The organism is Pseudomonas brassicacearum (genome assembly GCF_009601685.2).
Taxonomy (GTDB): domain Bacteria; phylum Pseudomonadota; class Gammaproteobacteria; order Pseudomonadales; family Pseudomonadaceae; genus Aquipseudomonas; species Aquipseudomonas kilonensis_B.
This window is the reverse complement of the sequence record NZ_CP045701.2, coordinates 4,826,362-4,840,179: the sequence shown is the minus strand read 5'-3', so window position 1 is coordinate 4,840,179 and position 13,818 is coordinate 4,826,362. Positions and strand designations below refer to the sequence as shown.

General features: G+C 56.7%; 13 protein-coding genes. 5 read left to right on the top strand and 8 right to left on the bottom strand.

Annotation, left to right across the window (positions count from 1 at the left end):
- Positions 1 to 103 precede the first annotated feature (103 nt).
- Together GFU70_RS20670 and GFU70_RS20665 are read right to left on the bottom strand one after the other, a co-directional pair.
- The gene (locus GFU70_RS20670; protein WP_153388734.1) at positions 104 to 1,813 is read right to left on the bottom strand and encodes a hypothetical protein; all 1,710 of its coding nucleotides are present in this window, start codon (positions 1,811 to 1,813) and stop codon (positions 104 to 106) included.
- 410 nt (positions 1,814 to 2,223) lie between these two features.
- Positions 2,224 to 2,607, bottom strand: a complete 384-nt coding sequence (locus GFU70_RS20665) for a C2H2-type zinc finger protein (RefSeq protein ID WP_153388733.1) — start codon at positions 2,605 to 2,607, stop codon at positions 2,224 to 2,226.
- Between the two features lie 457 nt (positions 2,608 to 3,064).
- On the opposite strand from GFU70_RS20665, the gene GFU70_RS20660 reads away from it, so the two are divergent.
- Positions 3,065 to 4,834, top strand: coding sequence for a hypothetical protein (locus GFU70_RS20660; protein ID WP_153388732.1), 1,770 nt, complete (start codon positions 3,065 to 3,067; stop codon positions 4,832 to 4,834).
- Positions 4,835 to 5,302: 468 nt separating this feature from the next.
- On the opposite strand, the gene GFU70_RS20655 is transcribed toward GFU70_RS20660, so the two are convergent.
- From GFU70_RS20655 to GFU70_RS20645, 3 genes are all read right to left on the bottom strand, one after another.
- The gene (locus tag GFU70_RS20655) at positions 5,303 to 5,860 is read right to left on the bottom strand and encodes a Smr/MutS family protein (RefSeq protein WP_003204497.1); all 558 of its coding nucleotides are present in this window, start codon (positions 5,858 to 5,860) and stop codon (positions 5,303 to 5,305) included.
- 73 nt (positions 5,861 to 5,933) lie between these two features.
- Positions 5,934 to 6,254, bottom strand: coding sequence for a hypothetical protein (locus GFU70_RS20650; RefSeq protein WP_058546675.1), 321 nt, complete (start codon positions 6,252 to 6,254; stop codon positions 5,934 to 5,936).
- 129 nt (positions 6,255 to 6,383) lie between these two features.
- The gene (locus GFU70_RS20645; protein WP_058546676.1) at positions 6,384 to 6,974 is read right to left on the bottom strand and encodes a cysteine hydrolase family protein; all 591 of its coding nucleotides are present in this window, start codon (positions 6,972 to 6,974) and stop codon (positions 6,384 to 6,386) included.
- Positions 6,975 to 7,228: 254 nt separating this feature from the next.
- On the opposite strand from GFU70_RS20645, the gene prmB reads away from it, so the two are divergent.
- Positions 7,229 to 8,137, top strand: coding sequence for a 50S ribosomal protein L3 N(5)-glutamine methyltransferase (gene prmB / locus GFU70_RS20640; RefSeq protein WP_153388731.1), 909 nt, complete (start codon positions 7,229 to 7,231; stop codon positions 8,135 to 8,137).
- A gap of 219 nt (positions 8,138 to 8,356) precedes the next feature.
- Here prmB and GFU70_RS20635 read toward each other — a convergent pair whose 3' ends face one another.
- Both GFU70_RS20635 and GFU70_RS20630 read right to left on the bottom strand, forming a co-directional pair.
- On the bottom strand, positions 8,357 to 9,145 hold the full coding sequence (locus GFU70_RS20635) for a hypothetical protein (RefSeq protein WP_058546678.1): 789 nt from the start codon (positions 9,143 to 9,145) through the stop codon (positions 8,357 to 8,359).
- Between the two features lie 106 nt (positions 9,146 to 9,251).
- Positions 9,252 to 10,217, bottom strand: coding sequence for an alpha/beta hydrolase (locus GFU70_RS20630; protein ID WP_153388730.1), 966 nt, complete (start codon positions 10,215 to 10,217; stop codon positions 9,252 to 9,254).
- 142 nt (positions 10,218 to 10,359) lie between these two features.
- Between GFU70_RS20630 and aroC the strand changes: the two genes are divergently transcribed.
- The 3 genes from aroC to GFU70_RS20615 are packed head-to-tail and all read left to right on the top strand — an operon-like array spanning position 10,360 to position 13,199.
- Positions 10,360 to 11,451, top strand: coding sequence for a chorismate synthase (gene aroC, locus GFU70_RS20625; protein ID WP_003204486.1), 1,092 nt, complete (start codon positions 10,360 to 10,362; stop codon positions 11,449 to 11,451).
- A gap of 34 nt (positions 11,452 to 11,485) precedes the next feature.
- Positions 11,486 to 12,631 carry an MFS transporter gene (locus tag GFU70_RS20620; protein ID WP_153388729.1) on the top strand — a complete coding sequence of 382 codons (1,146 nt, stop codon included), beginning with the start codon at positions 11,486 to 11,488 and terminating at the stop codon, positions 12,629 to 12,631.
- A gap of 34 nt (positions 12,632 to 12,665) precedes the next feature.
- Positions 12,666 to 13,199, top strand: a complete 534-nt coding sequence (locus GFU70_RS20615; RefSeq protein WP_058546681.1) for an acireductone dioxygenase — start codon at positions 12,666 to 12,668, stop codon at positions 13,197 to 13,199.
- A gap of 228 nt (positions 13,200 to 13,427) precedes the next feature.
- On the opposite strand, the gene GFU70_RS20610 is transcribed toward GFU70_RS20615, so the two are convergent.
- Complete coding sequence (locus GFU70_RS20610; protein ID WP_003204481.1) at positions 13,428 to 13,706, bottom strand: DUF3509 domain-containing protein; 279 nt, start codon at positions 13,704 to 13,706, stop codon at positions 13,428 to 13,430.
- Between the last annotated feature and the right edge of the window lie 112 nt (positions 13,707 to 13,818).

Below are 13,818 nucleotides of genomic sequence, written 5' to 3'. Positions count from 1 at the left end.
ATTGGCTGTCTCGCTTGAAAGCGAAGCGATACCAAGTGTGAGTGCGGTTTCGGTTTAGGGAAAAATTTAGGGCAAGGGTGTATATATACTGAGCATCTGGATATTAACTAGGTCTGACTGTAGCAAGTACACCAAGCATAGATTGACCCGCGTGACGCTTCTCAACGGCCTCACCTATTTTTTCCTTACTGTAACCAATGAAGGCTCCGCTAGCTGCGCCTGCCAGTGCAACTGCGGGAGCACCTACTGCAAGGAGCGGAGAAAGTAAGGGAAGCATGACTGCCGACGCTACCAGACCCGCGCCTATGATGCTGCCTGTAAGGACTGCTGCTTTCTTCGGTGCATACTTTAACTCAATATCCTTAAGACTCTTTCGTTGCCGCTGTACCAGCGAAGCGAGGCCGTGGCTGACCTCTTTTATCATTTCATTCGTGTCAATGGGGCCTGTTGATGCCAGTTGGCTTGTATATTTGTTAAGTTCCTCTCGGAGCCACCGGTGTTCGTTATTCGAAATTAGTTGGACAAGAGTCGTTACAGGGATAGCAGCCAGCCAGGATAGGCTGTCATCCTGGACCGCTTGTAGCGTCTGAAGCGCTTGATCAGAAATCACATTTTTTGAGCGGAGATCTCTTGCATTTGCTTGAGCGATTTTCTCGAAATAGTGCCAGTGAACAGGCTGCGAAAGAAGTGCCTGCGCCCCGAGTTCGCTGGAATTTTCAAATAAATGGTACTGAGGTCGTAGTCTTTCCAGGACGCCATTGAGAAGCAGTGGGCCGGTGGGCGCGCGTTTCATTTGATCTAGAATAGGGGACGAGCGTATTCCCTCAAGCTCTTTGAGATACTGGCTCGCCGCTTCGTCGGCGCTGAGTTGAATGCCGGGCTTCCCGCCTGGAGGGACAAACAAGCCTGACGGCATCAGGGCGTCAAGAAATGCAGTTTGTTGTTTCCTTGAGTAGTCAAAGAGCTCTTCCAGCGATTGAATCTGTCCGTGGCAAATTGGAGAGATCAAGCGAATCGCCAACTGTTCAAGACCCAACTTGGTATGTGCATCGTTCTGCTCCAAAGTCTCCTCGAAACTTGGGAAAATAAAAACAGCTGGCACGGGAAGCTTCGCATCTACTAATGGGCGTAAGTGCAGAATGTAGAAAAGTTGAATAGCAAGTTGTAAATGTTTGGCATTTAGATTTAGGTCTGAGCTTATGAATGGATATATAGGGTCTGGGATTAGTTGTGTGTCTGCGTAGAGTCCGGTTATGCGAACAGCATTGAGTGCGGATGGGCCAAATCGTCGCTGACCACCCGTAACCAATCTCATTCCGCCAAAACACTTTGCTTGTTGGTAAATATTTATCGAGTGGCGGTTATAAAATTCACTCAACTCTTCTATTACTTGGTTTACGGAGTTGGCGAACACGTCTGGCTGATATTTAACACGCCACATCATCCGTTGCTTGATCTCGTCCTCGTCTTTGACTAGATCGACCGAACGGCCTGTCAATGCAGCAAATAGAGAGCTGAAAAGGGCGAATAGTTCAACTTGAACTTCATCCATGGCGATTGTTGGCTGATGAATTTTATCCTTTAATGTTTCTCCTCTCTGTATCGATAGCGCTGCGCCGAAATTCGTCGCCACCAATACAGTCTCTCTGGACATGCCTTTCGTATCTACCAATCCTGAAGCCGTCAAAGGAGCAGCTAATAGCTCATCCGCATGGGATTGTAGCGATGGAGGAAACTTCAGCTTCCCCTCTCTCATTGCCTTCCAGGCATCCAGAAGTCGCTGTGCAGTTTCGGGGCTGTCCAAACTGTTCATGATTATTCTCACATGACATTTAGTTTCTTTCGATGATAGTGATTATTCGCCGATATAGCATTATTGGCAGCTTGACGCTACACATTTGCGGCTTAGTTCACTCACTGCTTCTGGCCGATTGTTGCCTGTCGCCAAGGGCTGCAATCGGCCAAGAGCGGTCATCTGTCTCGTTTCCGAATTACCTAGGCCTGTGGCTTTGTCGCGCGGCACATTGGCAAGCCACAAACTTCACACAGATAGGTGCCATTTGGACCACTTCTGAGGCCTTTGGTCGATACGCGCTCCCAGGATTTGGAATACGGCTGATCGTTCTCGGTTGTTTTCTCTTCGCCCTGGTGGCCGTTGGGGCAAGCAAAATAGTCGTAAGTGCGCATTGTCATGACAGGGTTCTCCGTTCCTTGCTCGGGTAATTATCCTGCGTACTGCTCCCATTTTTTGATCGCCGCTCTGGCTGCTTTCTCACCAACACCGCTGACGAGCGAGTCGGCAAAAGCCAAGTGCGCTTCCATGTAGCGGTCAAAATCTTTCTCCGGCACGCCATTCGAAAGCGCACGACTCCACCAGGCAAACGCCACCACAAGCTTGCCGAGTTCGGGGTCATGCTGACTTTTCATCCGATCAAGCCCGCCATCATTGAAAGCGACAGCCCAGCCAAATGCTTTTGCAAAATCTCGAACCTTTCGAGGCTGGGAGCCGCGCGCAAGCTTTTTATGAAGAGCCGCGTGAGTTTCTCGATCCTCTTCCAACGACGGGACGTAGAGGAACCCGCAGATACGACAAGTTGTAGCGCTCATAATGCTATTCCGTCAATTCATGGGCGTCCGGATGGCGGCCCTTCTACGCTTCGGCCCCGTTTTTTTTCAGGCCAGGGCTTGTGGTGCGTCTGAGCGGGGGTTTCCCGATTTGGTGAGATGAGGTTTAGCTGATCGTGCGCAGATCTGCGCTTGAATAACCGCTTTTTTGCCGATTTCTGCCTGTCGCCAACGTCAGCTACGATTGCAGCCCTTCACGACAGGCAGCAATCGGCCAAAAGCGGCCTTCCGTTGAACGCGGTTCCTCACCCGTTTGTGCACCAGCAGATCCATACAGCTGTTAGCCCCTCGAAGGCTAGGCGCGTTGCTACTCTATCCTCAGCCTTGGCATCCTGCGTAGCCTGTGCACCGATGCCACCAGTCGCGAGCTAAAATGCTAAACAAAGCGAAGGGCACTCCTTTATTACCAAACGCTATCATGAATAACGGAAGTTCAACCATGAATGAAGAGTGGATTCTCCAAACCAAGGAAACTCGCAGAGTATTTTGCAACGCGACATGGGTTCCTTTGAGAGCGTCTGTAGAAGACAAGAAAGGAGATTTGAAAGAGATAGGTCATGTCAGTGAGTATTTCGGTTGTGGCTCCGTTGCATTCCCGCCAGAACATCGAGTCCTTGTGGAAGAGCGTCTTGGCTGGAACGACATAGGAATAGGTCACACGGTCGCGCCGTATGCGTACGAAGATGGATATTATGCTTCAATCGATCAATATCAATATAACGATAAAGAGCCAATAGGCTTTAACCTAGTTTACGTGCTGCCGCAACCCGTCATAGGTGGCAACAAATGGATGTTGAGTCCAGATCTCATCGTTGCGCTGCGTCTCATCAAAGAAGGTGACAACTGGGTTAGGCCTGAAGAAAACTTTGTAATAGTAGCTCGCGAAACCTTCGACGCGAAAGGCGAACATCGTCTTATTGAAATAAAAAGAGAGTTCCTAATTGATTACTTGGCAGCTAGAAATTTGTCACTTCGCCTATCGTATTATCGACAGAGAGTAGAAAACATCGCCGCTTTGCAGAATAGCAATTATTCAAATTTGCAAACCCGAAGCGAGGAAAGAGATAAGGGTAGGTTCGAGCTAATCGTTAGGGATCTCAATGACGTGTTCGGGGGAAGCTGGGCGATGTTTCGTGCTTGGCGGACGGATGTCGATGAGGATGAGGACGCTCCGGTGATGGGGCCTGAAAATGATACGAACACAGGCCATGAAAGCTCCGATGGGCAACGTGGAGGCTATGCAGGCGTTCGAGTCGAGGGTGAGTTTTGGCGGGAGGAGTGGGTCGACCACCAATCAAAAAGCCAGCGCGTTCGTGGAGATACTGATCAGAACCTCCCTCAATTCATCGTGGAAACTGATGGGACTCGAATGCCATCACGGGAGCTTAGGAACGAGGACATCGGTCGTTGGCTATGGTTTCGGGCCAGCGTTGTCACTGAGCTTCTGAATAACCGCGGCTTTAAGTTGACCTGGTACACTGGCGAAACTGGGGCTATTCAGTCCACGTCAGGGTATAAAACTCACTTTGGGATCAATAGCGCTGACCTAATTACTGTCTACGCCTATGACGTCGCTCGCTTGGCCTCGTGGGAACAACATGTTTGGGCAGCACATAATACTGCTCCAGAAGGCAAAGTCTCAAGTGAGTTGCTAGAATCGCAGGTGAAGACAAAACCAGCATCTACACATGCGGTTGAAGGACTATTCTTTGGAAGCATGAGGCTTCTAGAAGATGGGTTTCGAGAGAAATACAATATATCCTTATTCACCCATGACATTGATGACACTGAGGCCGGACAACAAATATCTAGATTTGCGAGCAGGGATAGACCAACCCTACTCAGATTGGCCAAAGATATTATTCGAGTATTCTCCGACAGACTCAACGTGCGCGAATTACGCAAGCTTTCTACACACGCGGACAAAGATAAGCTTGGCTCGAATAAATTGCTACAAAGTATCCTGGCTCAGGGTATTGGAACCGACGGTGCCCAGCGGGTGTTTGCTGAAATTGCCGGTGCTTATGACATGCGAGTGGGAGATGCGCACCCTACTGGTTCGAAGGTTACAGATGCTATCAAGCTCGCGGGCGTCAATGAAGATAACTCGCCCTTACGGCAAGGAGAGCAGCTAATTCACAATGTTGGGCGGTCGATTTGGTATACAGGAAAATACTTGTTCGGTGAGCCTGATGGTCTAGACGAGTAGCAGTTAGGACGCTGGGAAAATTAATTCTTCACCTCGGCTCGCCTGATACTCGTCGACTAAGCCGCTCGCCAGTTTAGCGCAGCGGCTTCGCGCGCAGAGATGGCAATGCCAACGCTGAGATGCTCGAAAGCTGCCTTTTATGATTGTCCGCTTTTGGCCGAAAGTCGACATTGAGCTAGCGAAAAGGACGTTGATTGGTCAAAAAGCCATACGTCATAGCAATTGAAGCGGGGCTCTGGGATCATAAGTTCTCGTACCAATTTCCGTACCAATCGTTGCGTTTGGGCGAGAATAATCAGGTAGCTCTGAGCACAAAAAACCCGATTTCATTACCTCTAACGACCAAGCAGAACCCACCGCACATAGCGGTGTAATTCTGTTCCAGAGACATGAAACTACCTGTGGGATTTTACGCAAAGGGCAAGGGTACGGTGGCGGACACGGCGCTGCAAGCTCGGCAAGCGAGGGCTATTCGTCGCGGCCTTCCATCATGGTGCGCTTGAGCATCACGTAGACCGCCCCGGCGCCGCCGTGTTTCGCCTGGCAGGAGGTGAAGCCCAGTACTTGTGGGTGCTGGCGCAGCCAGGTGTTGACGTGGCTCTTGATCATCGGCCGCTTGCCGTCCAGTCGCACGGCTTTGCCATGGGTGACGCGCACACAGCGGATTTCGAATTTGGTGGCTTCGGCCAGGAATGCCCAAAGGGTTTCCCGGGCTTTTTCAACGCTCATGCCGTGCAGGTCCAGGCTGCCCTCGAAAGGGATCTGGCCGACCTTAAGCTTGCGCATCTGGCTTTCCTGGACGCCGTCGCGCGCCCACATCAACTCGTCTTCAGGCCCGACGTCGATCACGAACTGATCGGACAAGCCATCCACGGTCGTGGCATCGGTGCGTACGGTGGCGGCTTGGCGCAGCTTGGCGATTTGCGCGCGATCGGCCTTGGGCTTGCCGGTCTCGGCACGGTCGTGTTTGATCGGTTTTACGCCCTGGATCGCACTTTTGAACAGGGAAAAGTCGTCGTCTTGCATGTCAGCCTCCGCGAAGCCGGCCAGTTTACCCAACTCTGGCGGGATCAGGCGCGACAAAACGTCGGATAGCGGGTCAGTCGTGCTTTTTCATCAGGTGCGGAGCCATGGCCAGCTCCAGGGATTGGCGGGCGCGACGGCGGCAGCGGCGCCAGAGCCAAACGCCCAACAGCAATACCAAAAGACCGACTGCCAGGATGATCGCCGAACCCAGTGGTGTGGCATTCAACTCGCCCAGCGCGGGCGGACGGCCTAGCAGGCTGGCCGCACCAGCCATGGCCAGCAGGACACCGAGTGTTGCCAGCAGCGCGGCGATCGCCGCGCCAAAACGAAACCGCCAGTTGCTCGGGCCCTTGGGCCGTAAGCGACGTGCGTCAAAACCATCGGATAACTTCATTCCGACCTTCCTCAATGGGTATCGGCCCTTCGACCGGAAGATGTTCGGGTTGTTCCTGAAGGTAGGGCAATTGCGGCAAATGGGAGGCTTTTGCGGATGAGCGGCGCAGTGGGCCGCTCATCGAGGGCATCAGATGAAGTCGCGGGTCAGGGCCAGGGTGGCGAAGTTGTCCGCCATGATCGCCATTTCGGTCTGCTGAACGTGTTCGGCGCTGAGGACGCCGCCCTTGTACGGCAGGTCGCGGGTGGCGCAGGCGTCTTCCACCAGGGTGCAGCGAAAGCCCAGGTTCTTGGCGGCGCGCACGGTGGTGCTGACGCTGGAGTGGCTCATGAACCCGCACACGATCAGGTCCAGGGGGCCGAAGTCTTCCAGGCGCTTTTTCAACTCGGTACCGTGGAACGCGCTGGGCAGCAGCTTTTCGATCACGGTCTCGTCGCTCTGGGGTTCGAGGCCGGAAATGAACTCACCGCGTTCGCCTTGCGGATCGAACAGCCCGCCATGGGTGCCCAGGTGGCGCACATGGACGATCGGCCGACCGGCTGCACGGGCCGCGCCGAGCAATTGCTTGATGTTCGCAACGGCTGCATCCATGCCGCTCAGGGCCAGGGGGCCCGCAAGGTATTCTTTCTGGGCATCGATGATGATCAGGGTCGCTTGACTCAGATTGGCCGCTGCATAACCACGGCCGCTGAGTTGAAACATCGTTTTTGGAACGGACATTCTGGGGCTCCTTCGAGTGGGGCTTTTGCGACATTGTCCTCTGGCTGAGCGGTTCTGTGAATCGCTTCCATCGCAAGGGCCGCCGTTGCTGGCCTACAGCCTTGTCAAGATGCTCGTCTTGTTCAATAGGCGGTGCAAAAAACGGATAATTCCTACGATTGGTTCGGGCCTTTTCGTTCATCATCGAGGCGTGTTTGGGGGGGGCCGCGTTTGGCTGGTAGACTCGCCCGTCGATTTTTCTGGAGTTTGCCGCCGTGATCACTTCCCGTCTCTGTACCCTGCGTGACCATATCCGTTGGGCCGTCAGCCGTTTCCACGGGGAGGATCTGTTTTTCGGCCATGGCACCGACAATGCGTGGGACGAAGCCCGGCAACTGGTGTTGGGCGCATTGCACCTGCCATGGGAAATCGCCGACAGCTACCTGGACTGCCGTCTTGAAGACGAAGAGTTGGTCCATGTGCAGCGCCTGCTGCGCCGGCGTATCGACGAACGTATCCCGGCGGCCTATTTGCTGGGTGAGGCCTGGTTCTGCGGGATGTCGTTCATCGTCGACGAACGTGTGCTCATTCCGCGCTCGCCCATCGGTGAGCTGATCGAAAAGCGTTTCGAGCCTTGGTTGGGCCAGGTGCCGGCACGGATTCTTGATCTGTGCACCGGCTCCGGTTGCATCGGTATTGCCTGTGCCTATGAGTTCCCTGAGGCCGAGGTGGTGCTGGCCGACCTGTCGTTCGAAGCGTTGGAAGTGGCCAACCAGAACATCGAGCGCCATGGCGTCGATGAGCGCGTGTTCACGGTCCAGGGCGATGGCTTCGAAGGTCTGCCGGGGCAACGTTTCGACTTGATCGTGTCGAACCCGCCCTACGTCGATGCGGAAGATTTCGCCGACATGCCGCAGGAATACCAGCACGAACCGGAGCTGGGCCTGGCCTGTGGCGATGACGGCTTGAACCTGGTACGCCGGATGCTGGCCGAGGCGGCCGATCATCTGACCGAGAAGGGGTTGTTGATTGTCGAAGTGGGCAACAGCCAGGTGCACGTCGAGGCGTTGTACCCGGAAGTCGATTTCGCCTGGCTCGACTTCGAACGCGGCGGCCATGGCGTGTTCATGCTCAGCGCCGAACAGTGCCGCCAGCACCAGGGATTGTTTGCTTCGCGGGTTTGATCCTATCGATCGCGGATCGCTTTTGTGGCGAGGGGATTTATCCCCGTTGGGCCAGAGGAACCATGTGGGAGCTGTGCAGGAGCTGTGTAGGAGCTGTCGAGTGAAACGAGGCTGCGATCTTTCCCCTAACACTTGAATCTCAAGCGAAAGATCAAAAGATCAAAAGATCAAAAGATCAAAAGATCGCAGCCTTCGGCAGCTCCTACAGGGCTGTCGGGCTTAATGGCGCGTCGCTATCCAGATCAGCAATCCCGCCTGGAACATGGCGAAGGCCACCAGGCAGGTGATGGTGAAGCGCAGGCCGGCGTCTTCGCGCTTGAACTTGGTGACCCTTTCTTCCTGCTGCTTGAGTTTGACTTCCTGTTCCGCCAGGTTCTGCTCGGCCTGTTGCAGCATCTGCGCCGCTTCAAGGATTTCCACGAACTGCAGCTTCTCGGTGTTCCAGTCCCCGAGCAGATCGCCAACGTGGGTTGGCTTGACGCTGCCCTTGAGGTGCTGGGCGTCGGCGTAGACCACCTCGAAACCTTGGGCCTTGAGAAAGCGGTCGCGGCGCAGGCGAGTGTCTTCGTTCAGGGCGTCCTTGTTGTCCAGGTCGGTGCCGTTCACCTGGTAGGCCGACCAGCGTTTCTTGGCCCAGGTAATGCCCTGGGCCGCCAGGAAACGGCCGATGCCACGGTTAAACGGCTCGACTTGCAGGTTGTCCGGGGAAAAAAACAGGCGTTTTTCGACGTGGTCGGCCCAGACGTCCAGATGATTCTGTTCCTTGCGCACGCGCTGGTTCGGCAACTGGATGCTCATGCGCAGCAAACTGCGCTCCTTGCTGTGGCGCTCGGCATAGCTGAACTCGACAAACCGCAATGGCCGCGCACCGGTGGCGCGGTCGGTCTTGAGCGGCGCCAGCCGGAGCATTTTGTGATGCTCGGTATGCACGTCGGCCCACGGCAGCTCCACCGCAGACGAGGCGGGGGCTTCGGCAGCAGTGTCGGGGGAAGCTTGAGTTTCAGTCATAACGGCAAAATCCTGTCCAGGCCGGCGGGTCGGTAGCCATTGCGCTATCCGACACCGGGCTATCGGCCGTTTTTGCCAGTCCTGAAGTTAAATCAACTAAAACCGCCTAACGCGCGGCTAACGAGTCTATAAAACGCAGAATCCGCGTACCGAGTTCGGCGGCCAAGGGCAGGTCGGGATTCTTGTAGGAGGCCAATTGCCGTTTCACGTCGTTGGGCACGATGCGCATCACGTGGTTCATGCCTTCGATCAGCGCCAATTCAGCGTCGGGCTTGGCGGCTTTCAACTGCCTGGCGTCATCGACGCTGACCTGGATGTCGTGGCTGCCCTGGAGGATCAAGGCCGGCATTTTCAACGCCGCGAAGGCCTGGGCAGGGTTCTGGCGGAACAACGAAATCAGGTAGGGCTGTACGCTGGGGCGAAATATGACCTGCAGTTGCGCCGGCACGTTATCGTCGAGTCGACCGGCCTTGAGGCTGTCGAGCAACTCATTGCTGCGCAACATCAGCTGTGGTGGCAGGCGGTTGCTCAGTTGTTGGCGCAGCACCTGGTCGATCGGCCGGGCGCTGCCGGACAGCGAAATCACCGCCGCCGCGTTGGCCTGGGGCGCGGCGAGGCTGGCGATCAACGCGCCTTCGCTGTGGCCCAGCAGGATCAACGGGCCCAGGCGCGGATCGGCGGCGAGCTTGTGGCTCCAGGCCACGGCATCGGCCACATAGGCCTCGACGCTCAGGTTACGTTCGTCCGGCGTCGCCGCGAGGCTGGCGGCCACTCCGCGTTTGTCATAGCGCACGCTGGCGATGTTGTGTTTGGCCAGCACCCAGGCCAGGCGCTTGAGGCTGTCATTGCGCCCACCGTCGGGGTTGTTTCCGTCGCGATCCGTAGGACCCGACCCGGAAATGATCAGGACAACCGGCACTGGCGTGTCGGACTTGGGCAGCAACAACGAGCCGAACAGCTCACCGTTGCCCGTGTCGAGGCTGATCGGGCGTTGCAGCACCGTGGCCTGGGCCAGGCTGCAAAACAGGCCGGTTAACAAGGTCAGGCTTAAGGCAAGCAGCTTTAACATCATCACGCCATTGGTTATGAAGGTGCCGGTTGGACTGGTGGCCGCCGATAAGGTTCGAGGATGAACTACGCGGGGAGCCTGCGTATACTGGCGCGCATTACGAATCCAAGGTTGAGTCTCTCAGCGATTTCACGGAGCACCCTGCATGTCCGGCAATACCTACGGCAAGCTGTTCACTGTCACCACCGCGGGCGAAAGCCATGGCCCGGCGTTGGTCGCCATTGTCGACGGCTGCCCGCCGGGCCTGGAGATTTCCCTGGACGACCTGCAGCGTGACCTGGACCGGCGCAAGCCCGGCACCAGCCGCCACACCACCCAGCGCCAGGAAGCCGATGAAGTCGAAATCCTGTCCGGCGTGTTCGAAGGGCGCACCACCGGCTGCGCCATCGGCCTGCTGATCCGCAACACCGACCAGAAGTCCAAGGACTACTCGGCCATCAAGGACCTGTTCCGCCCGGCCCACGCCGACTACACCTACCACCACAAATACGGTGAGCGCGACTACCGTGGCGGCGGTCGCAGTTCGGCCCGGGAAACCGCCATGCGCGTGGCGGCCGGGGCGATTGCCAAGAAGTACCTGGCCAGCCAGGGCATCGTCATTCGTGGCTACATGAGCCAGTTGGGCCCCATCGAAATCCCGTTCAAGACCTGGGACTCGGTGGAACAGAACGCCTTCTTCTGCCCCGACCCGGACAAAGTGCCGGAACTCGAGGCCTACATGGACCAATTGCGCCGCGACCAGGATTCGGTCGGCGCGAAGATCACCGTGGTGGCCGAAGGAGTGATGCCCGGCCTTGGCGAACCGATCTTCGACCGCCTCGACGCCGAGCTGGCCCACGCGCTGATGAGCATCAACGCGGTAAAAGGCGTGGAGATCGGCGCCGGTTTCGCCTGTGTTGCCCAGCGCGGCACCGAGCACCGTGACGAACTGACCCCGCAAGGTTTCCTGAGCAACAATGCCGGCGGCATCCTCGGTGGCATTTCCTCGGGCCAGCCGATCGTGGCGCACCTGGCCTTGAAGCCGACGTCCAGCATCACCACGCCGGGGCGTTCCATCGACATCCATGGCAACCCGGTGGACGTCATCACCAAGGGCCGTCATGACCCGTGCGTCGGCATTCGTGCCACGCCCATCGCCGAGGCAATGATGGCCATCGTGCTGATGGACCACCTGCTGCGGCATCGCGGCCAGAACGCCGACGTTCGGGTCAGCACTCCGGTGCTGGGGCAGCTTTGATGGCTGGCCTGCCAGCCGCCGCGGCCTGACGACCGTGGCGGCACTGCCGTACTGGCGGCTCTCCAGCTTCTATCTGTTCTATTTCGCGCTGCTCGGTTCGACGGCGCCGTTCCTGGCGCTGTATTTCGATCACCTGGGGTTCAACGCAGCGCGCATCGGCGAGCTGGTGGCGATTCCCATGCTGATGCGCTGCGTGGCGCCGAACATCTGGGGTTGGCTGGGGGACTACACCGGCCGGCGCCTGGCGATCGTGCGTTTTGGCGCTGTCTGCACGCTGCTGGCGTTTTCGCTGATCTTCATCGACAAAAGCTACGCCTGGCTGGCGATGGTCATGGCGCTGCATGCGTTTTTCTGGCACGCGGTGTTGCCGCAATTCGAAGTCATTACCCTGGCCCATTTGGGTGGGCAGGCCTCGCGCTACAGCCAGGTCCGCCTATGGGGTTCCATCGGTTTCATCGTCACCGTGGTCGTGCTCGGCCGCTTGTTCGAATGGCTGAGCCTGGACATCTACCCGGTGGCGCTGGTGTTGATCATGGCCGGCATCGTCCTCGCCAGTTTCTGGGTGCCCAACGCCCAGCCATTGCAGGGGCCGCGAATCGCGGGGGAGGGGTTCCTGCGGCAACTGCGCAACCCTGGCGTGCTGGCGTTCTATACCTGTGTGGGCCTGATGCAGGTGAGCCACGGGCCGTATTACACCTTCCTGACCTTGCACCTCGAACGCCTGGGCTACAGTCGCGGGCTGATCGGCCTGCTCTGGGCCCTCGGTGTTGTGGCTGAAGTATTGGTCTTCTTGCTGATGAGCCGGATCCTGGCGCGGTTTTCCGTGCGCCGGGTACTGCTGGCGAGCTTCCTGCTGGCGGCGTTGCGCTGGTTGTTGCTGGGTTCGCTGGCCGAGTTTCTCTGGGTGTTGTTGTTCGCCCAGGTGCTGCATGCGGCGACCTTCGGCAGCTTTCATGCCGCCGCCATCCATTTCGTGCAACGCAGCTTCGGGCCTCGCCAACAAGGCCAGGGGCAGGCGCTCTACGCGGCGCTGGCCGGCACGGGCGGGGCCTTGGGCGCGTTGTATTCCGGCTACAGCTGGAACGCCTTGGGCGCCAGCTGGACGTTCAGCCTCGCCAGCCTCGCGGCCTTCGCGGCAGCCGTTATCATTGCCACCCGCATGCAAGAGGACCGGCCATGAGCCTTCGAACCGTTAACTTTCTGGAGCCTTTGTCATGAGCAGCCTGTCCGTCTATCACGTTTCGAACCCCGACATCCCGAACAAGGTGTTGACCCATTTTGAGGACATTGCCGCGACGTTGGCTGAACAAGGTGTTCATTTTGCCCGTTGGGAAGCGGCGGTGAAAATCCAGCCGGGTGCCAGTGAGGAGGACATTATTGCGGCTTACCAGGCTCAGATCGATGGGTTGATGACTGAGCGCGGTTATGTGGCGGTCGATGTCGTCAGTGTTAGCAGCGATCACATTGAACAGGCCGAGGTGCTCGATGAGTATCGCCATGGTCAGGATGAAGTGCGGTTTTTTGTTGCTGGTCGTGGCTTGTTTAACCTGCACGTTGGCGATTATGTCTATGCGGTGCTGTGTGAAAGGAATGACTTGATAACGGTGCCTGCTGGTACGCCGCATTGGTTTGACAGGGGGGAGAGGCCGCATTTCGTTACGATTCGTTTATCTGGTGATTTGCAGGGGTTGGTTGCTGAGGTTACGGGGGATGATATTGCTCGCCGGTTTCCTCGTTTGGAGGATTGACTCGCGTTTGGCTGTGATGTGAAGCGTAGTTTTACGGGCAGAATTTGGTGTGTATATCCGTTTCTTCGGTAAGGGCGGAACCGTCAGTGGCCGTTACCGCAGCAACGGATATAGACACCGATCACCCGCAATGGCGGGCTTTCCCAAGGCGCAAAAAAAACGGCGCTTCCCATTTCTGAAAGAAGCGCCGTTTTTTCAAGCAAGCAGCACCGCGTTTTTCCAGCAGACTCACGCGCTATGGTAAGTCGGCAAAGCAAACCGATGCTGGCTCTGCAACAAGGTGATCTGTGGCAACTCGCTAGCCTGTTCAGCCAGGTCACGACGGATCGCGCTGATCGCCCAGGACAACTGATCCCCAGCATGCAGTTGAGCGTAGGAAATCGTGCGTTTGAACAGCTTGCCGTCGCTATTACGCAAGGTCAGCAGAATGCCGCCATCCGGGCGGGGCTGGGTGGTCACTTCGTAGTTGGAAAACAGGGACGCAAACTTTTCTTGAATCATGTTCATAGTTGACTGCTCCATGGTATGGCAAACCGTGGAGGGGAGGTTGCACTGTCTGTGCCAGCATTTAAGGTTATATAAAATCCTTTTAAAACAATAAGTTAACTTTTTACTGTGT

What these genes read in the sequence shown, in the direction of transcription:
- GFU70_RS20670 (WP_153388734.1), bottom strand. Translation starts at nt 1,813, where the DNA reads ATGAACAGTTTGGACAGCCCCGAAACTGCACAGCGACTTCTGGATGCC.
- GFU70_RS20665 (WP_153388733.1), bottom strand. Translation starts at nt 2,607, where the DNA reads ATGAGCGCTACAACTTGTCGTATCTGCGGGTTCCTCTACGTCCCGTCG.
- GFU70_RS20660 (WP_153388732.1), top strand. Translation starts at nt 3,065, where the DNA reads ATGAATGAAGAGTGGATTCTCCAAACCAAGGAAACTCGCAGAGTATTT.
- GFU70_RS20655 (WP_003204497.1), bottom strand. Translation starts at nt 5,860, where the DNA reads ATGCAAGACGACGACTTTTCCCTGTTCAAAAGTGCGATCCAGGGCGTA.
- GFU70_RS20650 (WP_058546675.1), bottom strand. Translation starts at nt 6,254, where the DNA reads ATGAAGTTATCCGATGGTTTTGACGCACGTCGCTTACGGCCCAAGGGC.
- GFU70_RS20645 (WP_058546676.1), bottom strand. Translation starts at nt 6,974, where the DNA reads ATGTCCGTTCCAAAAACGATGTTTCAACTCAGCGGCCGTGGTTATGCA.
- GFU70_RS20635 (WP_058546678.1), bottom strand. Translation starts at nt 9,145, where the DNA reads ATGACTGAAACTCAAGCTTCCCCCGACACTGCTGCCGAAGCCCCCGCC.
- GFU70_RS20630 (WP_153388730.1), bottom strand. Translation starts at nt 10,217, where the DNA reads ATGATGTTAAAGCTGCTTGCCTTAAGCCTGACCTTGTTAACCGGCCTG.
- aroC (WP_003204486.1), top strand. Translation starts at nt 10,360, where the DNA reads ATGTCCGGCAATACCTACGGCAAGCTGTTCACTGTCACCACCGCGGGC.
- GFU70_RS20615 (WP_058546681.1), top strand. Translation starts at nt 12,666, where the DNA reads ATGAGCAGCCTGTCCGTCTATCACGTTTCGAACCCCGACATCCCGAAC.
- GFU70_RS20610 (WP_003204481.1), bottom strand. Translation starts at nt 13,706, where the DNA reads ATGAACATGATTCAAGAAAAGTTTGCGTCCCTGTTTTCCAACTACGAA.